45 protein-coding genes are annotated in these 17,369 nt (G+C 67.6%); 23 read left to right on the top strand and 22 right to left on the bottom strand.

Going from position 1 to position 17,369, the window contains the following annotated elements:
• Window positions 1-30 precede the first annotated feature (30 nt).
• Window positions 31-1,398: a DNA sulfur modification protein DndB gene (locus MTO99_RS09610; protein ID WP_243558765.1), complete on the bottom strand. Its 1,368-nt coding sequence runs from the start codon at window positions 1,396-1,398 to the stop codon at window positions 31-33.
• Between the two features lie 57 nt (window positions 1,399-1,455).
• On the opposite strand from MTO99_RS09610, the gene MTO99_RS09605 reads away from it, so the two are divergent.
• Window positions 1,456-1,785: a hypothetical protein gene (locus tag MTO99_RS09605; protein WP_243558763.1), complete on the top strand. Its 330-nt coding sequence runs from the start codon at window positions 1,456-1,458 to the stop codon at window positions 1,783-1,785.
• Between the two features lie 76 nt (window positions 1,786-1,861).
• Here MTO99_RS09605 and MTO99_RS09600 read toward each other — a convergent pair whose 3' ends face one another.
• From MTO99_RS09600 to MTO99_RS09505, 21 genes are read right to left on the bottom strand one after another with little or no spacing between them, the layout of a single operon-like run.
• Window positions 1,862-2,437, bottom strand: coding sequence for a deoxynucleotide monophosphate kinase family protein (locus MTO99_RS09600; RefSeq protein ID WP_243558761.1), 576 nt, complete (start codon window positions 2,435-2,437; stop codon window positions 1,862-1,864).
• Window positions 2,434-3,018: a 5' nucleotidase, NT5C type gene (locus tag MTO99_RS09595; RefSeq protein WP_243558759.1), complete on the bottom strand. Its 585-nt coding sequence runs from the start codon at window positions 3,016-3,018 to the stop codon at window positions 2,434-2,436. The genes MTO99_RS09600 and MTO99_RS09595 overlap by 4 nt, the downstream gene beginning before the upstream one ends.
• On the bottom strand, window positions 3,015-3,185 hold the full coding sequence (locus MTO99_RS09590) for a hypothetical protein (protein ID WP_243558757.1): 171 nt from the start codon (window positions 3,183-3,185) through the stop codon (window positions 3,015-3,017). Before MTO99_RS09590 ends, MTO99_RS09595 begins: the two co-directional genes overlap by 4 nt.
• Window positions 3,175-3,378 carry a hypothetical protein gene (locus tag MTO99_RS09585; RefSeq protein ID WP_243558755.1) on the bottom strand — a complete coding sequence of 68 codons (204 nt, stop codon included), beginning with the start codon at window positions 3,376-3,378 and terminating at the stop codon, window positions 3,175-3,177. The genes MTO99_RS09590 and MTO99_RS09585 overlap by 11 nt, the downstream gene beginning before the upstream one ends.
• On the bottom strand, window positions 3,375-3,572 hold the full coding sequence (locus MTO99_RS09580; RefSeq protein ID WP_243558753.1) for a hypothetical protein: 198 nt from the start codon (window positions 3,570-3,572) through the stop codon (window positions 3,375-3,377). The genes MTO99_RS09585 and MTO99_RS09580 overlap by 4 nt, the downstream gene beginning before the upstream one ends.
• Window positions 3,562-3,753 carry a hypothetical protein gene (locus MTO99_RS09575; protein WP_243558751.1) on the bottom strand — a complete coding sequence of 64 codons (192 nt, stop codon included), beginning with the start codon at window positions 3,751-3,753 and terminating at the stop codon, window positions 3,562-3,564. The genes MTO99_RS09580 and MTO99_RS09575 overlap by 11 nt, the downstream gene beginning before the upstream one ends.
• Window positions 3,750-3,890, bottom strand: a complete 141-nt coding sequence (locus MTO99_RS09570; RefSeq protein WP_243558750.1) for a hypothetical protein — start codon at window positions 3,888-3,890, stop codon at window positions 3,750-3,752. The genes MTO99_RS09575 and MTO99_RS09570 overlap by 4 nt, the downstream gene beginning before the upstream one ends.
• Entirely contained in the window at window positions 3,887-4,186 is a 300-nt protein-coding gene (locus tag MTO99_RS09565; protein ID WP_243558748.1) for a hypothetical protein, read from the bottom strand. Before MTO99_RS09565 ends, MTO99_RS09570 begins: the two co-directional genes overlap by 4 nt.
• A 2-nt stretch (window positions 4,187-4,188) precedes the next feature.
• Window positions 4,189-4,395 carry a hypothetical protein gene (locus tag MTO99_RS09560; protein ID WP_243558746.1) on the bottom strand — a complete coding sequence of 69 codons (207 nt, stop codon included), beginning with the start codon at window positions 4,393-4,395 and terminating at the stop codon, window positions 4,189-4,191.
• The gene (locus tag MTO99_RS09555) at window positions 4,392-4,646 is read right to left on the bottom strand and encodes a glutaredoxin family protein (protein WP_243558744.1); all 255 of its coding nucleotides are present in this window, start codon (window positions 4,644-4,646) and stop codon (window positions 4,392-4,394) included. Before MTO99_RS09555 ends, MTO99_RS09560 begins: the two co-directional genes overlap by 4 nt.
• Entirely contained in the window at window positions 4,643-4,885 is a 243-nt protein-coding gene (locus MTO99_RS09550) for a hypothetical protein (RefSeq protein ID WP_243558742.1), read from the bottom strand. Before MTO99_RS09550 ends, MTO99_RS09555 begins: the two co-directional genes overlap by 4 nt.
• The gene (locus MTO99_RS09545; RefSeq protein WP_243558740.1) at window positions 4,882-5,298 is read right to left on the bottom strand and encodes a beta-sandwich lipoprotein; all 417 of its coding nucleotides are present in this window, start codon (window positions 5,296-5,298) and stop codon (window positions 4,882-4,884) included. The genes MTO99_RS09550 and MTO99_RS09545 overlap by 4 nt, the downstream gene beginning before the upstream one ends.
• Window positions 5,295-5,420: a hypothetical protein gene (locus tag MTO99_RS19040; protein WP_256461043.1), complete on the bottom strand. Its 126-nt coding sequence runs from the start codon at window positions 5,418-5,420 to the stop codon at window positions 5,295-5,297. Before MTO99_RS19040 ends, MTO99_RS09545 begins: the two co-directional genes overlap by 4 nt.
• Window positions 5,417-5,719: a hypothetical protein gene (locus tag MTO99_RS09540; RefSeq protein WP_243558738.1), complete on the bottom strand. Its 303-nt coding sequence runs from the start codon at window positions 5,717-5,719 to the stop codon at window positions 5,417-5,419. The genes MTO99_RS19040 and MTO99_RS09540 overlap by 4 nt, the downstream gene beginning before the upstream one ends.
• Window positions 5,716-5,940 carry a hypothetical protein gene (locus MTO99_RS09535; RefSeq protein WP_243558736.1) on the bottom strand — a complete coding sequence of 75 codons (225 nt, stop codon included), beginning with the start codon at window positions 5,938-5,940 and terminating at the stop codon, window positions 5,716-5,718. Before MTO99_RS09535 ends, MTO99_RS09540 begins: the two co-directional genes overlap by 4 nt.
• A complete protein-coding gene (locus tag MTO99_RS09530; protein WP_243558734.1) occupies window positions 5,937-6,149 on the bottom strand; it encodes a hypothetical protein in 213 nt (70 codons plus the stop codon). Before MTO99_RS09530 ends, MTO99_RS09535 begins: the two co-directional genes overlap by 4 nt.
• Window positions 6,146-6,706, bottom strand: coding sequence for an NUMOD4 motif-containing HNH endonuclease (locus MTO99_RS09525; RefSeq protein WP_243558732.1), 561 nt, complete (start codon window positions 6,704-6,706; stop codon window positions 6,146-6,148). Before MTO99_RS09525 ends, MTO99_RS09530 begins: the two co-directional genes overlap by 4 nt.
• Window positions 6,690-7,205 carry a nucleoside triphosphate pyrophosphohydrolase family protein gene (locus tag MTO99_RS09520; protein WP_243558730.1) on the bottom strand — a complete coding sequence of 172 codons (516 nt, stop codon included), beginning with the start codon at window positions 7,203-7,205 and terminating at the stop codon, window positions 6,690-6,692. The genes MTO99_RS09525 and MTO99_RS09520 overlap by 17 nt, the downstream gene beginning before the upstream one ends.
• On the bottom strand, window positions 7,202-7,429 hold the full coding sequence (locus tag MTO99_RS09515) for a hypothetical protein (protein WP_243558728.1): 228 nt from the start codon (window positions 7,427-7,429) through the stop codon (window positions 7,202-7,204). Before MTO99_RS09515 ends, MTO99_RS09520 begins: the two co-directional genes overlap by 4 nt.
• Window positions 7,426-7,656 carry a hypothetical protein gene (locus tag MTO99_RS09510; RefSeq protein WP_243558726.1) on the bottom strand — a complete coding sequence of 77 codons (231 nt, stop codon included), beginning with the start codon at window positions 7,654-7,656 and terminating at the stop codon, window positions 7,426-7,428. The genes MTO99_RS09515 and MTO99_RS09510 overlap by 4 nt, the downstream gene beginning before the upstream one ends.
• Window positions 7,656-8,180, bottom strand: coding sequence for a hypothetical protein (locus tag MTO99_RS09505; RefSeq protein ID WP_243558724.1), 525 nt, complete (start codon window positions 8,178-8,180; stop codon window positions 7,656-7,658). The genes MTO99_RS09510 and MTO99_RS09505 overlap by 1 nt, the downstream gene beginning before the upstream one ends.
• 427 nt (window positions 8,181-8,607) lie before the next feature.
• Between MTO99_RS09505 and MTO99_RS09500 the strand changes: the two genes are divergently transcribed.
• The 22 genes from MTO99_RS09500 to MTO99_RS09395 all read left to right on the top strand — a co-directional run bounded on the left by MTO99_RS09500 (window position 8,608) and on the right by MTO99_RS09395 (window position 17,360).
• Window positions 8,608-8,946 carry a hypothetical protein gene (locus tag MTO99_RS09500; protein WP_243558722.1) on the top strand — a complete coding sequence of 113 codons (339 nt, stop codon included), beginning with the start codon at window positions 8,608-8,610 and terminating at the stop codon, window positions 8,944-8,946.
• 96 nt (window positions 8,947-9,042) lie between these two features.
• Window positions 9,043-9,537, top strand: a complete 495-nt coding sequence (locus MTO99_RS09495; protein ID WP_243558720.1) for a hypothetical protein — start codon at window positions 9,043-9,045, stop codon at window positions 9,535-9,537.
• 97 nt (window positions 9,538-9,634) lie between these two features.
• Window positions 9,635-9,880 carry a hypothetical protein gene (locus tag MTO99_RS09490; RefSeq protein ID WP_243558718.1) on the top strand — a complete coding sequence of 82 codons (246 nt, stop codon included), beginning with the start codon at window positions 9,635-9,637 and terminating at the stop codon, window positions 9,878-9,880.
• A 405-nt stretch (window positions 9,881-10,285) separates the two neighbouring features.
• Window positions 10,286-10,645, top strand: coding sequence for a hypothetical protein (locus tag MTO99_RS09485; protein ID WP_243558716.1), 360 nt, complete (start codon window positions 10,286-10,288; stop codon window positions 10,643-10,645).
• 152 nt (window positions 10,646-10,797) lie between these two features.
• Window positions 10,798-10,935 carry a hypothetical protein gene (locus tag MTO99_RS09480; protein WP_243558713.1) on the top strand — a complete coding sequence of 46 codons (138 nt, stop codon included), beginning with the start codon at window positions 10,798-10,800 and terminating at the stop codon, window positions 10,933-10,935.
• 5 nt (window positions 10,936-10,940) lie between these two features.
• Window positions 10,941-11,162 carry a hypothetical protein gene (locus MTO99_RS09475; protein ID WP_243558711.1) on the top strand — a complete coding sequence of 74 codons (222 nt, stop codon included), beginning with the start codon at window positions 10,941-10,943 and terminating at the stop codon, window positions 11,160-11,162.
• Window positions 11,163-11,284: 122 nt separating this feature from the next.
• On the top strand, window positions 11,285-11,488 hold the full coding sequence (locus MTO99_RS09470) for a hypothetical protein (protein ID WP_243558709.1): 204 nt from the start codon (window positions 11,285-11,287) through the stop codon (window positions 11,486-11,488).
• Window positions 11,489-11,590: 102 nt separating this feature from the next.
• Complete coding sequence (locus MTO99_RS09465) at window positions 11,591-11,764, top strand: hypothetical protein (protein ID WP_243558707.1); 174 nt, start codon at window positions 11,591-11,593, stop codon at window positions 11,762-11,764.
• Between the two features lie 499 nt (window positions 11,765-12,263).
• On the top strand, window positions 12,264-12,521 hold the full coding sequence (locus MTO99_RS09460) for a hypothetical protein (RefSeq protein ID WP_243558705.1): 258 nt from the start codon (window positions 12,264-12,266) through the stop codon (window positions 12,519-12,521).
• 4 nt (window positions 12,522-12,525) lie between these two features.
• Window positions 12,526-12,873, top strand: coding sequence for a hypothetical protein (locus MTO99_RS09455; protein ID WP_243558703.1), 348 nt, complete (start codon window positions 12,526-12,528; stop codon window positions 12,871-12,873).
• The gene (locus MTO99_RS09450; protein ID WP_243558701.1) at window positions 12,870-13,217 is read left to right on the top strand and encodes a hypothetical protein; all 348 of its coding nucleotides are present in this window, start codon (window positions 12,870-12,872) and stop codon (window positions 13,215-13,217) included. The genes MTO99_RS09455 and MTO99_RS09450 overlap by 4 nt, the downstream gene beginning before the upstream one ends.
• Entirely contained in the window at window positions 13,214-13,369 is a 156-nt protein-coding gene (locus MTO99_RS09445; RefSeq protein WP_243558699.1) for a hypothetical protein, read from the top strand. The genes MTO99_RS09450 and MTO99_RS09445 overlap by 4 nt, the downstream gene beginning before the upstream one ends.
• 130 nt (window positions 13,370-13,499) lie before the next feature.
• A complete protein-coding gene (locus MTO99_RS09440) occupies window positions 13,500-13,865 on the top strand; it encodes a hypothetical protein (RefSeq protein ID WP_243558697.1) in 366 nt (121 codons plus the stop codon).
• Window positions 13,862-14,269 carry a hypothetical protein gene (locus MTO99_RS09435; protein ID WP_243558695.1) on the top strand — a complete coding sequence of 136 codons (408 nt, stop codon included), beginning with the start codon at window positions 13,862-13,864 and terminating at the stop codon, window positions 14,267-14,269. The genes MTO99_RS09440 and MTO99_RS09435 overlap by 4 nt, the downstream gene beginning before the upstream one ends.
• A 117-nt stretch (window positions 14,270-14,386) precedes the next feature.
• Complete coding sequence (locus MTO99_RS09430) at window positions 14,387-14,608, top strand: hypothetical protein (protein ID WP_243558693.1); 222 nt, start codon at window positions 14,387-14,389, stop codon at window positions 14,606-14,608.
• 193 nt (window positions 14,609-14,801) lie between these two features.
• Window positions 14,802-15,311 (top strand): hypothetical protein, encoded by a 510-nt coding sequence (locus MTO99_RS09425; protein ID WP_243558690.1) that lies wholly within the window; start codon window positions 14,802-14,804, stop codon window positions 15,309-15,311.
• Window positions 15,308-15,673: a hypothetical protein gene (locus MTO99_RS09420; protein WP_243558688.1), complete on the top strand. Its 366-nt coding sequence runs from the start codon at window positions 15,308-15,310 to the stop codon at window positions 15,671-15,673. Before MTO99_RS09425 ends, MTO99_RS09420 begins: the two co-directional genes overlap by 4 nt.
• A gap of 2 nt (window positions 15,674-15,675) precedes the next feature.
• Window positions 15,676-15,951, top strand: coding sequence for a hypothetical protein (locus tag MTO99_RS09415; RefSeq protein WP_243558686.1), 276 nt, complete (start codon window positions 15,676-15,678; stop codon window positions 15,949-15,951).
• Between the two features lie 3 nt (window positions 15,952-15,954).
• Window positions 15,955-16,242: a hypothetical protein gene (locus MTO99_RS09410; RefSeq protein WP_243558684.1), complete on the top strand. Its 288-nt coding sequence runs from the start codon at window positions 15,955-15,957 to the stop codon at window positions 16,240-16,242.
• Window positions 16,239-16,406, top strand: a complete 168-nt coding sequence (locus MTO99_RS09405) for a hypothetical protein (protein WP_243558682.1) — start codon at window positions 16,239-16,241, stop codon at window positions 16,404-16,406. Before MTO99_RS09410 ends, MTO99_RS09405 begins: the two co-directional genes overlap by 4 nt.
• Window positions 16,403-16,738 carry a hypothetical protein gene (locus MTO99_RS09400; protein WP_243558680.1) on the top strand — a complete coding sequence of 112 codons (336 nt, stop codon included), beginning with the start codon at window positions 16,403-16,405 and terminating at the stop codon, window positions 16,736-16,738. Before MTO99_RS09405 ends, MTO99_RS09400 begins: the two co-directional genes overlap by 4 nt.
• 19 nt (window positions 16,739-16,757) lie before the next feature.
• Window positions 16,758-17,360: a hypothetical protein gene (locus MTO99_RS09395; RefSeq protein ID WP_243558679.1), complete on the top strand. Its 603-nt coding sequence runs from the start codon at window positions 16,758-16,760 to the stop codon at window positions 17,358-17,360.
• Window positions 17,361-17,369: the final 9 nt, after the last annotated feature.

Genomic DNA, 17,369 nt, shown 5'->3' with positions numbered 1-17,369 from the left:
GTCGTTGCGTGCGGCCCGTTCGCCGGTGGCTTACTTCTCGGGGATCGCTCGTTCGAGTGCGTCGAACGCGGCGAGTTCGGTGTCCGAGAGCCCTTCCGGGTTGGTGTCGATGACCGGAACCGGGGCGGGCTTGGGGTCTTCGTAGACGAACGGGGCGCGGATGACCGCCCAGTCGACGATCGCCTGCATGAGGGCGCGCGAGTCCTGCCGGCGGCCGTTGGGGCTGAGCGCGCCGACCACGAACGTGCCTTCGGGGGCGTGCTCCATCCAGATGGTGTTCTCGTGGATGGGCAGCGCGACGTGCTTGGACAGGGCGGCGAAGTAGTCCTGGATCATCTCGTTCGAGAAGGCGTGCTTGGCGCGGAGTTCGTAGAACACTCCGGCGAGCACGCGCACGAACAGCGGGCTACCGAGCAGGCTGAGCGAGCGGAGACGTTCGGCGGTCAGTTGGCCGACGACGAGGTTGTGGTACTGCGGGAACGCGGCGACGAGGATGTCGAAGAACTCGATCGCGCGGGCGGCCACGTCGGTCTCGTTCATCTCCTTGTCCATGCGCGCGGTCACCCGGCCTTCGAGGCCGACGTTCACGGTGCGCACCGTTTCCATGACGTGCCGGGCGGACAGGACGTGGGGGCTCTGCCGGGAGAGTCGGTCGACCTCCATGTCGACCCGGCCCTCGAGGAGGGGGTGCTTGAAGACGGTGGGCAGGGACCGGTTGACGACCTTGCGCGTGTCGAAGCGGGCCTTCACCGACGCGGTGATGCCCTGCGCGTTCTCGGCGATGTCGTAGAACATCTGGCGCCACACCTGCATATCGTCGGTGACCTGCACCTCGACGGTGACGCGCTCGGTGTAGAAGCGCTCCCGCTTGGCTTCGAGTTCGCGGATGCGGCGCTCGGCTTCCTTGGTGAGGGGGCCGCGGACGTTGCCTTCGGCGCGCTTGGCTTCCACCTTCTGCGAGCGGGCCTTGTCGAGGTCGTCGTCGAGGATCTGGATGGCGATGTGGAAGCCGAGGATGCGGTGCTGGCCGTCGAGGATGTGGATGTCGCCCTGGGCGCGCTTGGGGTAGGAGAGCACGCCGAACTCTGCTCCGGCGACGGAGTTCGTGGGCTCGAATGAGAAGACGCTGGGGGCGCGCAGGATGATGCCGGGCGAGACCCACTCCTCCTGCTTGATGAAGTAGTTGGCGAAGTCCTGCGCGTGTTTAGGTGTGATGCGCCGGTTTCCGGGGTTCTCGGCGGCGGGGTCGGGGCGGGGGACGAGGTTGACGATCTGGTCGGGAGTGAGCGCAATCGCGTACACCGTTCGGCCACCCTGCTTGTAACGGGTGGCGAAGAGTGACTCCTCGGTTCGATAGCCCGTGACGACCCGTTCGGTCGCGTCGGTCATCAGATTCATGTGGTTCCCTTGGATTTGATTACGGTTCGGTTACGGTTGCGGAGCATTTGCTGGCAATTGAAACTCTACACCGAGGCGTCTGCGAAGCGTAAGAGAATCCGCTCGGAAACGATTGCACGGAACCCATGCAACTATGGGCTTAACCCCGAACTGAATTGGAGAGAAATGGCTGTCAACGTGCGTGAAATCGATGGGCAAAGGTCGGTTGAAATCGACCCCCAGGGGGCCTCCGTGTACCTCGTGGGGCGCGGTTTCGCGCTGGAGTTCGACCGTGGCGTGTTCATCAACGCCGTGTGCCGCGCTTTCGGACTGGTGGAGATGCCGCGGTTCGAGAGCGCCGTCTCGGTGGAGGGGGGTGTCGTCGAGAGTGTCACGATAGCCAGATAATCTGCCCCAAAAAGGGGTACACACGAAACGCCCTCCCACGGCTCCAAGGGGAGGGCGAACGTGTGTCCGGGGGAATTCAGACTGTGCTAGGGTCCGCCAACATGCCGGTGACGGTGTGCCGCAGATCCTCGAGGGTGCCGTCGTTCACGAGGATGTGATCGAAGATGTCCGGCCCGACGGAGTTCTCCGAGGCGTGGGTGGCGGCAGAGGTCTCCAGGAGGCCGGGCCGCTCGACCCACACCGTCGTGCCACCCATTTCGTTGACCTTGTCGATCTCGTTCGGGAAGCGCAGCCCGGTGCAGGCGACGCTCTTGCCGTCGGCGAGGATGGCGTTGACCTTCCGCTCCATCGCGTTGACCCAGACGTTCTCGCCGAGCATGTTCCGCCCGACCTCCGTGCCGAGGGCTTGAAGGAGGCGGCGGGCCTCGGGGAACCGTGCCTTGGTCTCGACGTAGCCGAACGCCGTGATCGCCTCGGAGTAGCGGATCTCGATATCTGCGACCTCGACGATCGGGTCGAGCGCGAGCATCGCCTCGTGGAGCGCGTCGGACATGCCGACCTTGACGAAGCCGTGCGCGTCGACGAGGTGATCGGCGACGGCGTCTTTCCCGGCGCGCAGCTTGCCGCCGAGCCCGATCAGCCGGCCGGTCATGCGGCGCCCACGAGCAGCCGGGCGTAGTCCTCGACGAATCGCAGCGCGTGCTCCCAGTCGCGGACGCGCCAACGGCCGATAGCCTCCGGGCCGCCGTTGTAGGGCTGCGCGAAAATGACGTGCGTCCACTCGGGCTCGGCGGCGCCGGTCACGCGGGGCTTGTCGTCGATCAGCACGTCACCGCGCACGAGCGTCTTGTCGTGGGTGAGGATGACGCGCTCACCCCAGCCCTCGCCGAAATGGCTCTCGACCCAGTTGATCTTGTCGCTCGCGCAGGACTCGTTCAGCGGGTCGGGTGTGGAGCAGAACCAGACGTCGTGCCCGGCGTCGGCGAGGCGGTGGATCGCAGCGACCGCGCCGGGGATCGGACGGAGTGCGGCGTAGAAGCCGAAGGTGCCCTGAATGCGCTTGATCCGACGGCGCAGACCAGCGCGGGCGTCGTCCGGTGCGTCGGGGCTCGCGCCGTCCCCCTGTGTCCAGTCGAGCCACTCGCTGTCCTCGACGGGGAGCCAGCCGAGGCCGTCTTCGATGCCGCCGATCCAGTCGGCGGCCACACCGTCGAGATCACAAAGAATCCTCACTGTCCCACCCCCTCGATCTCGCCGCGGCGAAGCTGGAAGTCGGAGACGACGCGCGTCGGCTGCCCGGTGGAGACGATCGAGCGGCCGTCGCCGAGGCTGCGGACGTAGGTCACGTACAGGGTGTCGCCGAGGACGAGGCGCTCACCCTTCTGGAAGCTATCGGCCATCGAAGATCGCCTCCTGCGTTGCGAGGGCGCGGTGGGCGGCGAAGTGGGCGCGCAAATGGCTGAGCGCCCAGCCCGCGGCGTGGCGGCGCCCCTCGACGGTGGCGGTGAACCAGTAGCCGAGCAGGCCGCCCGCGAGCGCGCGGACCCGCACGCGACGCCTCGGTGGGCGCACGTCGGCGAACGTGGTGGTCATGGGGTTCCCTTCTGGAAGAGGTGGAGGTTCGCCGCACTCTCGCGGCGGTGGCGGCCGGTGAGGCCGGAGCGGAGGAGCACCCCGAGCGGGTCGATCCGAGACTCGATCGCAACGACGTCCCATACGACGCGGTCGCGGCGGGTGGCGATCGTGACGTGGTCGCCGGGCTGGATCTCGCTGTCGTCAGGCTGCACGGGGGCCTCCGGGCGGGTTGTCCCTGTCCCAGTCCTCGGCGAAGCGGCCCAGGGAGCCGAATGCGAACGCGGCCAGGGCGAGGATGATCGCGGGCATCACGAGCCCGGTGATGAGCGCGATCATCGCGCACACGGCGCTGAGGTAGGTCAGCAGGTATGCCGTGACCATTGCGGCCTTCATCCGCGCACCTCCTCCAGCACGATCCGCCCGTCGTCGACGGTGACGGTGTAGCGGGCGTCGGGGCGGCCCGACAGCCACCGCCGCAGGGCCACCCGCCCCTTCTCGTCGGGCTTGACGATCGCGACCGGCCCGCTCATTCGACCGGCGCCTTGAATGTGGCCGCCCGCACCGAGTTGTCCTTGCCGAAGACGCGGACGATGCGGCGGTTGGGGCGGATGTCGATGCCGGTCAGGTCGTCGAACCCGAGGCCGCCATTCTCGGCGAGGGCCTTCGCCGTTTCGAGGGCGGCGGTGAAGCCGTCGGCCGCGGCGGCGGCCGCGGCCGCGATCTCGGTGAGCGCGGCGGTCACCTGCTCCGTGGTTTCCTGCGCGGCGGTCGGCTGCGCGGCGGGCTTGCGGGCGGTCTTGCGAGCGGCGGGCTTGGCGTCGGTCATGGTCAGTGCTCCTTGAATCGGATCGTGATGCGGGGGTCGGTGAGCAGGAGGCGCTCGATCTTGTCGCGCCGGCCGAGCGTGCGCTCGGCGATCGGGGTGGGCGTCTTGGCGGGCTTGCGGTGCTGGAACTCCGCGGGGTTCGCGATCTCCCCGAGCGTGAGGGCCTCGCGGAATGCGCGCTTTCTGGCCTTGCGGTTGGCGTTACTCACGCGGCCACCGCCTCGGTCGGGGTGGCCGCTTCGCGGATGATCGCGGGGAGGTCGGCGATGGTATGGAGCGTGCCGCCCCAGCCGAAGACGGGGGTGGCCTGCAGGCCGTTCTGCCGGAGCCGCTCGGCGGCTTCCGTGTCGACGGTCACGTCGACCTCGTCGTAGGCGATGCCCTCACGGTCGAGGCGGGCCTTCGAGGCTCGGCAGGGGGCGCAGTTCGGCTGGCTGTAGACGGTGAGCTTGTTGCTCATTCAGCTGGGTTCCTTTCGGTTTCGCGGTAGGCCGCGGCGCGGGGGTGGAGGAGGAGGGATCGGAGTTCGGCCTGCAGGATCGCGGCGCGGAGTTCGGCGGTGGGGAACCAGCCCATGTCGAGCAGCCCGGTGGGGCCGTAGATCGCGAGGTGAACCTCGGGCTCGTCGGGGAGGTTGCCCCGGCCCGACGTGACCTCGATCTCGAGGGGCGCCGGGCCGGTGGCTGCGATGCGGGTCACTGCTCGCCGGCCTCGTAGTCGAACTCGGGCAGCAGGTTCTCCGGCTTGATGAGGACGCGGTGGTGGTAGACCGACACGTCGACGGTCTCGGTCTGCTGGATGGTGACGATGTCGTTGTCGCCCTTCACCACGAAGTGCTTGGCGTACCGGTCGGGGCCGATCTTGCAGGTGATCTCCAGCGCCCCGGCGAGGAAGGAGTCGGCGGACTCGACCGAGCAGCGCCCCTCGACCTGCAGGGCGACTTCGTTGGCGAAGCCGGTGGTGACGGTGATGCGCCGCTCGATCTCGAACTGCTCGGCGGCCTGGGAGAGGTTGTAGCTGGCGGTGTCGGCGTCCGTGGTGCAGCCGGACAGGCCGAGCGTGGTCGCGACGGCTGCGGTGGCGGCGAGGGTGAGGGCGGTGGTCTTCTTCATGGGGTCTCCTTCTCGATCTGGGCGATGGCGAATGGGATGAGGTCTTGGATGGGGGAACCGAAGTGGATGATCGGCTTGTCCGGGTCGGAGACGACCTGGCCGGAACCGAGCGAGTCGCTCACGCTGCCTCCTCCCGCCGCCGGGCGATCCGGTCGCGGCGGCGCTGACGCCGACGCTCCAGATCATCTAGATAATTCGCAGTCTCGGTGAAGGTGGTCGGCTCGCCGAAGAGCTGGTCGAGGCAGCGCTGCTGTTCGTCCTCGTCGAGCCCGCCGTAGGTGCGGATCAGCTTCTCCACCGCGCGACGCTGCTCGTCGGTGGGCGGGGGGATCACCGCGTAGAAGCCCTGGATCGTGCTGCCCTTGGCTCGGCGGCGGGCCTTGATGTAGTGGGGCCTGTCTTCCGGGACTGCACTGCTCACAGCGACTCCTCGACGAACCGGTTCCAGTGGGCCGCGAGCGTCTCGGAGACCTTGTGGCCGATGTGCTGCGCGTAGGCGAATCCCGGCTCGGCGCGATCGCGGAGCTCGAACGTCGCGGTGAAGCGCGTCCCCTCCTCGGGAAGCTCGAGGATGACCTTCACCGGCGCGCTCGGCGGCGGGGTCCGCTCGGCACGCGGCGGAATGAACTGCGGGGTGCTCACAGGATCTCCCATCCGAGGTCGTTGATCGCGGCCTCGAGGTCGGCGAGGGCTTCGGCGTAGGTGGGTGCGGTGCGGGTGAGGTCGACGTGCTCGCCGGTGCTGAGGCGGCCGAAGAGGGCGGCTTCCCAGGTGGTGCGGGTGTAGACGACGTCGGTCTCGACCTGCTCGGTGAGGGAGATGTCGCGGCGGGAGACGTGGGGCTTGGTCATTCGGCAGTCCTTTCGGTGATCTCGGAGTAGTAGCGGTCGGCAACCTCTCGAAGATCGACGCCAGGATGACGGCTCACATAGGCATGGGCGCGATTGCAGGCGAGGCATCCGCGATGCCCCCGCCGGAGCACGTTCGCCGTGAGGTTCGGCTCCACGAGATCGTGACCGCGCGGGCACTGCGCCTTGGAGATGTTGTGGTCAGTGCCGTGCTCGCGCTTGTCGCGGTGGTTGGCGCTCGGCGTGTCCCACCGCAGGTTCTCGAGGCGGTTGTTCGCGGGGTTGCCGTCGTTGTGGCAGCCTTCGGTGCCCTCGGGGGCAGGGCCGACGAACGCCTCGAGCACGAGACGGTGGACGAGGGCCGGCTTCTGGTTCCCGTCGAGCGCGAGGCGCACCATCTGATGCCCGCCATTCAGCGTCGATGGGCGGAGAGCGACGCCCTTGCGGAAGCGACCAAGTCGGTCGTGGCGGTCGATCGTCCGGACTTGCCCGCCGTCGCTGACGAGGTGGGTAGCCTCGAATCCGACGACTCGCCGCCAGCGCTCAGAGCTTGCGGCCATGCATCCGCTCCCGAGTGCTGTTATATGAAACCTTCTCGTCGATCGCGGCCGCGAGGTCGATGCCGAAGCGGGCGGCGAAGTCGAAGGAGCGGATGACGATGTCGGCGAGTTCGCTCGGAACTCCTTCCGGCTTGCGGGGCGTGCCGTCCGCGTATTCGCGGGTGAGGGTGATCGCGTTCGGGTTGTGCGCGCTGTCCTTGCCGAGGTGGTAGTACGTCTCGTCGACTGGGTGGCCGTTCCTCAGTTCCTCGATCGCCTCGGCGGTTTCGGTGTCGATGAGCGCGAGGGTGGCGATCTGGTGGTCGCGGAGGTTCGCCTGCGCCCAGTCGAGGTCTGACTGATACCGATTCCACCCCTCGGATACCCGGTTCCAGTAGCGGGCTACGTCCTGCATGAGGTCGGTGCTGCGGTCGTGGAAGCCCTTGGCGGCGTTCTGGTCGCCGATCTCGGCCTGCAGGTTGCGGAGGGTGTTGAGAGTGATGGGGTGGAGGTGGGTCACTTGAGCGGGCCTTTCGGGTTGTCGTTCCCGCGGGTGTAGCGGGTGCGGCGGCGCCAGGAGTTCTCGAAGGAGTGGTCGGCGCCGGTGGGGACGGTGCCGTGCGGGACGTCGCAGTTGGGGCAGAAGTGGAGTGTGCTCGAGGGGTTGGGCTCGGCGAGGGTGGTGGCCGCGGGGCGCATGGGGGTGCCGCAGGTGCAGACGGGGCGGGTGGGGGTGGCGCTCATCGGCGGGCCGCCTCGCGGGCGGCGCGGATGTCCCGCTTGCGGGCTTCGTGGGTGCGGCCGAGGCGGTAGAACCAGTAGGCGAGGCCGACGTGGTGGTCGTTGCGGTGTCCGCCGAACTCCTCGTCGATGGTGCCGTCGGTGAAGCCGCTGATCCATGAGATGAGCAGGTAGGCCCAGGCGGCGGCCCCGAGGAGGAGGACGATGATGCCGATGATGTTCTCGACCATCAGTCGACCGATCGCACGACGGTCTTGGCCTTGGTCTTGGCCTTGGGGGTGGCCTTCTTCTTGGTCGGCTTGGTGGGCTGCGGGGCGACGGGCGGGGTGGCGTAGGCGTTCTCGCGGACGGAGACGGTGAAGCCGTCGTTCGTGATCTTGAGGCGGCTGATGGGGCCGTTGTAGTCGGCGGGCTCGCTGACGAACGTCGAGGTCGGGGTCTGCTTGGTGAGCTTGGCGACGCGGTCGGCGGTGGCTTGGCGCCGGGCGGCGGCGGCCTGTTCGCGGCGGTGGTCGCGCGCGGTGGTGAGGTCGGCGAGGAAGCGGGCGGTGTCGTAGGCGGTGGCGGGGTTGCTGGTGGCGGGGACGCCGGTGTAGCCGCCCTGGGGCTTGGCGTAGCCGGTGATCTCGAGGGCTTCGAGGACGAGGGAGAGGGTGTAGTGGCGGATGTGGGCGGCGTCGTGCTCGGCGAGGGCGTTCTTGAGGTCGGCGAGGGACTTGAGTTCGTCGAGCTTGCGCCTGCTGATGAAGGGCATGTTGAAGTGGTGCTCCTCTCTCCTCGGCGGGGGGGGTCCGTCCCACCCGCTGCGATGGGTACAAGTTAAGCAGATTAGCTAGCTAATGTGAAGCTAATTCGTTCGATTCGGGTGAATTCTTTGAAGGCCGACCCCGCGGCCGGGAGAGAGGACGGCGGCGGGGTCGGCGTGCGGCAGTGTAGCCGGGACGCCGGGAGGGCTCCGCCCCACTGGACCGGTGGGGGAGGTGGGAAGTGAGCACGGGGGCTGCCCCGCCACCGGGTACGCCGGCTTCCTGGTCGGCGTTTGTATTCTTTGCTTCGCGGGCTCGCGCCGGTGTTGTTTCGGTGGCGAAGCTGTGGGGGCAGCTGTGGGCGCGGGGCGAATTGGTGACGCGGATTGCCTGTATTTGTAGCGCATTTGCTAGCTAATCTGATATGCTAATAGCATGATGTTGAACGGAAGTCAGCCCCTTGCCCCCGATGCAATCACCGTCGCGCGGTATGACCGCGACGCGCCCGCGGTGCCGCGTGGCGACTATGGCCGCTACCCGACGAACTACCGGCTCACCCTGATCGACGGTCGCACTCGCCGCGTCTATGTCGACGTGTACAGCAACGGGGGCGGTACCCCGTATGTCGTCATCCGCGGCGAGGTCGCCTACCTCACCGATGAGAGCATCCGCCGGATGGAACGCGACGCGTGCACGCGGCCTCGCGACGGGTACCCCGGTCACCAAGGCATGGCGGGGTACGGGTATTGCGTCAATTGCGAGCGCGCCCTGTAAGCCTGTGCCGCGCTTGAGTGCTCATCCCCATCCAATCGGATGAGCATTCAGTGAGTTGCACAGACTCGACACACAACTAGCTAAAGGGAGACACACATGTTCGATCGCAACTACGCGCCCAGCTCCGCCGACATTGACGCATGCACCGAATCGGCACTCACGACGCTCGCGTGGTCAACTCCGACCGGATGTCTGCACCGATCCGGCGTCAACGCGGTTTGCTACGCATGCGCGCCCGACTGTGAGTGCATCGTCTGCGACCGCGACGCTGAACAGCTGCCCGAATTCCTCGACGGTACCGGGGCGGACTGGGAGGATGACGCGCGCGCCACGATGCGCGGCATCGTGGCAGATTTCCTCACCCCTGACCGGGACGATGACGCGGATAACGAGCGTCACGCGGACGCCTTGCACGGCCTCACCTATGAGCAAATCGGGCATGACCTGATCCTGACCGCTAACCGGCATGGCGCGGGATTCTGGGATCGCGGGCGCGGTGAGCGTGGCGCGTACCTCACTGAGCAAGCGCACGCCGTGGGAAGCATCGGCGCGTACCTCACCGACGCGCGAACTCTCGCACTCGACTTCTGACGCTGTGCCGCGCTTGAGTGCTCATCCCATCCGACCGGATGAGCATTCAGTGAGCCGCACAGACTCAACACACAACCGAACGGAAAGGCAAGCCATCATGGCCGAACGCGTCACCCCCAAACTCTCGACTATCGCACACGTCGGCACTCTCGCGAATCAGCGCGCGTACCGAGTGAACGTCACCTACCCCGGCGAACCGACCCGCTCGGTTTCGTTCGTCGGCACCGATGGCGACTACGGAACCGTCGTCATGGTCATGCACGACGGTTCGCAGCACCGAGTGACCGACCCCGGCCGTTTCGGCGCATTCGGCCCGGAATGGGTGCGCCGATTCTACGCCTGAACCGTGCCGCGCTTCACAGCACAGCCGCCCCGTTGTGTCTGTGCTGTGACTGAGCTTGCACGGCTCGCACCGAACACACCGAACGCCGACCAAGGGAAACCACTATGAGCACTCTCGACACCCTCACTGCCGCCGGATGGAAAGCGCGCGCGGGCGACTTTCACGCGTTCCCGTGTGACGCCTGCCACGCGCCGGCGACGTTCGTTCGGATGGATGCGCCCGACTGCCCCGCGTGGTCGCTCGCAGGGGTCGGCGGTTCCCGCTCAGACGCGTTCGGTATCTACTGCCCCGCCCACGCCTGACCCGTGCCGCGCTAGCGCGCTCAGTCTCACCCCCTGAGCGCGCAATGAGCCGCACGGTTCACACCAGACACACCAGACACACCGAACCTAAGGAGGGCAAGCCATGCCCGAATACGCGACGATCAAGTTTCGAGCCAAGCTGCAGGATGGCCTATCACGCTGGCAGGGCGACACCCTGCACACCGACCTCAGCGGCTACACCGTGCCGACGATCAAGCCTGCCCACGTCATCACCCCACGCACCGAGCAGGGGACGCGCCACGCGCTCATGCTCAGCACGCGCCCTCAGGATGCCGACATCATGCGCGCGCGCTTCCAGCGTCTGCTCAGCGCTCACGGGCTCGACCCCTACCGGATCTTCGCCGGCGACGATGCCGCGCACCCTGAGACTGTGACGATCACGCCCATTGGCAACGGTTTCATGGCTGATATCACGCTCAGACTCGACCTTTGCGCCAAGTAGACCCACAGCACAGCACAGCACAGCACAGCCCTAGGCGGGCGCTTCACAGCGCGCCGCCGGCCCTCACAAGCCACTAGGGCACGATGCCGCCCCGGCATCCGCACCAATCCCAAACGGGCGCACAACGCGCCATCAAGAGATAGGACACACCAATGAGCCACCGACAGAGCCCGACCCGCGCCAACCTCAACCGCGACCGACAGGCCGCCCGCCGCGACCGCGACGCCGCCCGCCGCCGCGCCCGCCAGACCAAGGCCGTCATGACCGGCGCAATCTCGGTTGTGAGGTAGCAGGCATGAAAACGTACCGCGTCACCGTCAAGAACGGCGGAAACTTCACCAACCGCACGGTCGAAGCGCGCAACGCACTGTCCGCCTGCAAGAAAGCCGCGCGGCACGGCGGATTCACAGCCCGCGACGTGGCATCCGCCTACGTCGAACAGGACGCCCGCATGACCTTCTTCAGCATCCGCCCCGGCATCAGCTACAGCGTCTTCAACGACGACGCGCCCGCCTGAACCCCCTGCACAGCCCTAGCGCAAAGACGCCTTGCCCCGCTCACAGCGCGGCAGGATGACCGGATGCAAGCCCCGGCTAGGGCACGCGAAACCCTCGCAACACCAACCGAAGGAGAACCAGAATGGAATTCCGACTCACGATCAAGCTCGGAAACGCGGCCATGCTCACCCCTGCCGACATCGCCGAACAGCTCGAGCGCGTCGCCGCCGACCTGCAGAACGGCATCGCGGCAGGCGACGCCTACGCGCCCGCCGACCTCGCAGGCCCGTTCGGAATCTACAACCAGAACGGAAACCGCGTCGGAGCCTGGGAGGTGACCGAGTGACCGACGCACTGGGAGAGCTGGCCGGCCTCGCGATCTACGCCGCCGCCGTGCTCGCCCTCACGATCGCCATTCCGACCAAGAAGCGGGGGAGGGGGTGACACTATGCGATTCAGACTCGAAATTCAGGGACTCCGAACCGCCGATCAGATCGCCGCCGATCTGCGGAAGCTGGCCGATGAGCTCAGCAACCGATACGACGGCACCATTCCGCCGGCAGTCGATCAGACCCCGATCAGCGACCGAGGCTCGTGGTCGATCAGTCACGACGACACGTGACCGCCGAAGTTCACAACCGCCGAAGTTCGTGAAGTTCATGACCGCCGAAGTTCGTGAAGTTCATGACCGCCGAAGTTCGTGAAGTTCATGACCGCCGAAGTTCGTGAAGTTCACGACCACCGAGGTTCACGGCCGCCGAGGTGGCCTGTGGATAAAGTTATCCACAGCCGCCGACTCCCTCAGATCAGCCCCCTATAGCTAGCTATTTCTTAGTATTTTTATATATACATAATTAGTAAGTGTATAGAGTACGTCTCAGAGAGGCCCCGATTTCCGGGGTTCTCGCGGTTCGACATTTTTCGAGTCGTGACACATAGAGCTAATTTCGCTTGATATCCCGAAAACACCCGATTGACATAGCGAGTCATTAGCTAGATAATTGACTACAGATACCAACAAGGCGATACCCCGATGTAGGTCGTTTTTAGCCGGATTTGCAGACGGCTACAGATTCGGCTCATCGGCCCGTGTGGATAACTCGACGTGAAAGAAGGCACCCATGCTCAGCACCAGACCCACCTTCACCATCGGTCAGGCCGTCTTCTTCGACGGCATGCCGGCCCTGATCCTCGACGTTCGGCCCGACCAGAGCGGCATGAACGTGGGGGATGGTCTGACCATCAGCACGTACCCCGGCATGCTGGGGTACATCGGCAGCCATCACAGCCAGCTCGACCCCCTCGAGGAGTCGACCCTCTCGCGCCCCTTCGCGGCCCGCCTGGCTGACATCCGCGCCTATTACAAGATCGGAGCGTAACCCCGTGATCCTGACCACCCCCGAGCAGCACGACCGCCGCGCCGCCCATTACGACCGCGCCGCCGAAATCCACGCCACCGCCGCCCGCGACTACTGGGCCGATGCCGCCGTGATCCCGGACTCGCTCAGCCCGACGCGCGCCGCGCGATGGATGACGCCCGCCGGCCTCGCGCGGTTCACCGAGCACGCCGACAAGCGCCGCGCCGACCTCACCGAGTACGCCCACATGCGGGAGGCCAGCGCCGCCGCCCGCCGCCGGAAGGCACGCGCCCACCGGGGAGAGGCCGGGCTCCTGCGCCTCTTCGCCACCTACGGCATCGGCACCACCCACACCGAGGGGAGCGCCGCGTGACCGCCGACACCCTGACCGTGCCGCACACCTGGGGCGCGCCGTCCGTCTGGCCCGTCACGCGCCGCGTGGGCGAATGGGCACTGGTCAAGAAGGGGAGCGGTGACTACAGCATCTATCACGTCCCCAGCGACCCCGCAGCGCCGCCGAAGAGCCTGCCCGGTGCCGCGTACCGCGCCGATGAGGTCACCGGTTCCCGAGCCAGTACGCCGCACATCACCTATCGCGCCGGCCTCGCACTCGTGAAGGAGCTGCACGCCGCGTTCCCGACCATCCCCAGCCACGAGCGCACCGACCTGCTGCCGTTGCTCGAATGGCTCAACGCCCGGAAGGAGGGCGCACGATGAGCAAGCGCGCGAACCGCCGCATCACGACCGGCCCCGTGACGCACGACTACCGCCCGAACCCGCGTTCGAGCTATTGGGCGACATACACCCTGTATCGCAACGGACGACGGATCTACACCGTCCCCCACGGCATCATCTGGCAGGCCCGATGAAGCGCCGCGCCACCTTCACCCCGCCGACCACCACCCGCCGCGAGCAAGCCCGAACCGCTCGCACCCCCGAACCGACCACCACCAAGCCCACCGCACCGAGCACCACCCCGAAGAAGGGAAGGCACGCGAAATGACCGAGACCACCACCCGCCCGCGCCCCTGGCAGCGATTCAACGAGCACGCGGAAGAGCACGCGCTCTACGGCAGCCAGTCGCCCAAGGGGCACACCCCCGCCGACTCGGGCGAATGGGCCGCGAAGGTGCGCAACCTGCACCCGTCCGCCGAGATTCACGAGCCCGCCCCGTCGAACGGCTACCAGAGCGCGCCCTACGTGCTCTTCGCGACCTACGACATGCGCGACAACGGGCGCGCCCTGCCGGACGCCTCGCACCCCTACGCGCTCGCGTGCTATTGCGAGGGTGACGTCACGTACTACCTGTACAAGACCGCCGCCGACCAGGCGCGGGCGCTCTGGCTGCTGGAGCGTGCGCTGTGAGCCGCCTCACCGCCGCCAACGTGCAGACCGTCGCGGATAACCTCGCCATCCCCGCCCGAGAGCTCGGGCTCATCAGCCCCGCCGAGAGTATCGGCGTCGCCGTGGGCACCTCGACCGCCGGCATCCCGTGGGTCGCATGGCTGCGCACGCCCGACCCCGAGCGCTACACCTTGCGCCCCTCCTTCCTGCCGAACCCGCTCGGATCGACCGCCCGCGAGGCGCACGCCACCCTGACCGCCGCGCTGGCGGCGCTTCGCGAGGCGTCCGCCATCGACCGGGCGCGCCTCATGACGATCAATCAGCCCGCGATCGACCCCGCGGATTGGCAGGCGTTCGAGCGCGGCGAAATCCACGCTCGCGAGTTGCAGCGCCGCCACAACGCCCCGAAGGAGGGCACCCGATGACCGCCCTCCTTCTGACCCTCGCCGGCCTGACCGCGTGGGCGCTCGCGTCCATCGCGCTCGGCCTCATCATCGGCGCGGTCATCCGCACCGCAGACATTCGAGAAGGGACGTTCTGAAATGCGCACCGACCGGGAGGCAATCTCCCAGATCAGCGCCGCAATCGAGGCGAACGGCACCGCCCGCGCTGATGAGTACGACGTGCGGGCGATCCTGGACGCCACGCACGAGTTCACCCCGCGCGCCGGCTTCGTGCAGACCGCGACCGTCGAAGAGTTCTGGGAGGCCGTGGGGCGCAATGAGAAAGCCCCGACCGAGGCCGGGGCTTTCCATCCCCGCTGAGGCGGGGAGCAGACGATGCCGGATCACCCCCGCGAAGGCGGGGAACAGGGTTGCCCCTGAATCCGATAACCGGATCATCCCCGCGAAGGCGGGGAGCAGGGCACTACTGCGAATGACTCTCGGATCATCCCCGCCGGGGCGGGGAGCACTGCACGACACACACTAGCCACCCGACAGATGGGAGCACAAGACCATGACCACCGCAACCAGCTACACCGCCCGCATGGACGCCGCACGCGCCGCGCTCGCGGGATACGACGAGGCGGCCAAGGCGGGCACTCCGCACTTCCGCCACGCGTCCAGGATCGCCGCCGCCCTCCGCGCCCTGATCGAACCGCCCGCCACGGACGAGAACGCCGAGGCGGTCGCGGTGCGGGTCGCGCTCGACTACTCGAAGCGCGAGCCGTTCCGCGCGGCACGCCTGGCGGAGGTGTCGAGTTCGGTCAAGCAGATCGCGACCGCCGCCGTCCACGCTGGCATCCAGGCCGCATGGGAAAGCTGGGAGCCGGACGACTACGCGCCCGCGCCCGAACCCGAGTTCGCGCCCGACGGGGAGGAAGATGAGTTCCGCGACCTGTGGAACGCGAACACGCCGCGCGTTTCGGGGTGCATGTACTTCGCGATTCCCGGCGAGCCGCCGATCCATCTCGACGACGAGCAGGCGCGGCACATCCTCGCGTACCTCTCGGAGCAGAAACGATGACCCCGTTCAGCAGCGGCAGGCACGCCCGCCTGACCGCCGACCCCCACCCGTGGATCGAGCGCACGAGCTCGCGCTACCTCACGGCGGATGCGTACTACTCGGGCGAGCCGCGCGAGTTCCGGCCCCGCCCCGAGTTCGACCGCCCCCTCACGAACCCGGCCAACCCGATCCGGCGCGAGTACCGCGCGAGCCTCGCCGCGGACATCCCGTACACCGACCCCGAGTCTTGGCTCGCGAACCTCGACAGCCTCGAACCCGGCTCGGATGCGTGGAAGTGGCGCGACGAGCCCGACACCCTCGATCACGCCGAGCGCGTGCTCACTCGCCTCGCCGCACTCACCACGACCCCGAAGGAGAACTAGACATGCGCTACCGCATCATCATCGACACGCAGGATGCCGAGCAGGAGCCCGAAGCCCCGTTCACGCTCAACGTGCATCGCGACGACGACGACGGCACGCCGAGCGTGCTGCTCCACGAAATCGGCACCGGGGGCGGGGCGCTGATCGGTTCCGACATCCCGAGCATGCTCCGCGACCTCGCGGATGCCTGGGGTAGCCGCGAGGTCATCCACGAGGGCGACGACGAGTCGGCCATCCGCAGCGCCGCAGAGTGGCGCGAGTCCGAGAAGGAGGGCTAGACCATGAAGACCGCCGATCAGATCGCCGCCGACATCACGGACGGCCTCACCCGCGACGACTTCGAGACCCGCGCCGACGTGCGCGCGCTCATCATCGAGGCGATCGAGGCCGACCGCGCGCAGCGCGCCGAAGAATTCACCTGGCAGGTGATCGCCATCACGAGTCCGCGAGAGCCGGAGGCCATCGTGGGCACCTACCGGAGCAGGTTCGAGGCCGAGGCGGTGGCCGACCGCTGGAACTCGGTAAACAACAAGTACGGCATCACCTACCGAGCGGAGGAAGACGCATGACCACCGCCGACGCCGAGGCGGCACGCGAGCGCATCCGCGCGTTCCTCGAGTTGTGGGATCGGTTCGAGTACGGAGACCACCCCGTCGACACCCTGCCGCCGGAGACCCCCGGTGCTGAGCGACTGAGCCTCACGGTGGCCGACCTGCGGGCGGTGATCGCGTGACGCTCCGCACCTACGACCTCAACAAGATCGCGGCCGCGCTCGACGGGGCGCGGGGCGCGACCGGCCGGCCGCTGTCCGCCGAGGCCCGCGCGCTGGTCTTCGCGGTGATGGACGACACCGCAGGCCCCGACTGGGCGACCGAGCGCATGAAGCGCTGGGAGAAGGCGCGCGGCCTCGTCGTCAGCCCCGCACACGGCGGCATGACGCTCTGGCAGGCGGTCGTCGCCCGCTGGGGTACGTGGTACGCCGAGCCGACCGTATGCCCCGGCGCAACCGCCATCCTCGAAGCCCTCGAAGCCGTGAACGCGGCACGCACCACCACCAACCGCTGACAGAACGGAGACCCACACCATGAAGAAGATCATCGCCTTCGCCGTCGCGACGCTCGTTGCGGCGAGCCTGGCCGCCTGCACCCTGCCGAAGAAGGCCGACGCCGAGCCCACGTTCCCGCCGCTGCCGCCCGCGGCGCAGGCGGAGAAGGACAACCCGACCCCCGAGCCCGCGCCCGAGCCGCCCGCCCCGGCGCTCGGCACGATCAAGAATCCCGCGCCGGTCGGCGTGCCGATCACCTCGACCGGCTTCGACGGCACGACCTACGACACCACGGCGGCGCTCACGGTGAACCCGGCGAACGAGTACATCGCGCAGACGAACCAGTTCAACGACGCCGCCCCGGCGGGCTACCACTACATCGTCGTCACCCTGACCATCACGAACACGAGCGCCGACGCCGCCAAGGGTATCCGTCCCGGCACCGCCGCCTACGACGTGTCGGTTGTCGATGAGGCCACCGGGCAGTCGTTCTCGCACACGTCCACCGTGCTGCCGAACAGCATCAGCGGCCAGAACGAAATCTACTCCGGCCAGACCGCCGTCGGTGAGCAGGCGTACCTTGTCCCCGATACCGCTGGCGCGCTGCTGATCGCCTCGGGCGGCGTGTTCGTCCGCCTCTAGACCCCCACG

The organism is Agromyces larvae (assembly GCF_022811705.1).
Taxonomy (GTDB): domain Bacteria; phylum Actinomycetota; class Actinomycetes; order Actinomycetales; family Microbacteriaceae; genus Agromyces; species Agromyces larvae.
The sequence above is the reverse complement of the archived record's forward strand: the minus strand, read 5'-3'. Positions and strand labels throughout refer to the sequence as shown.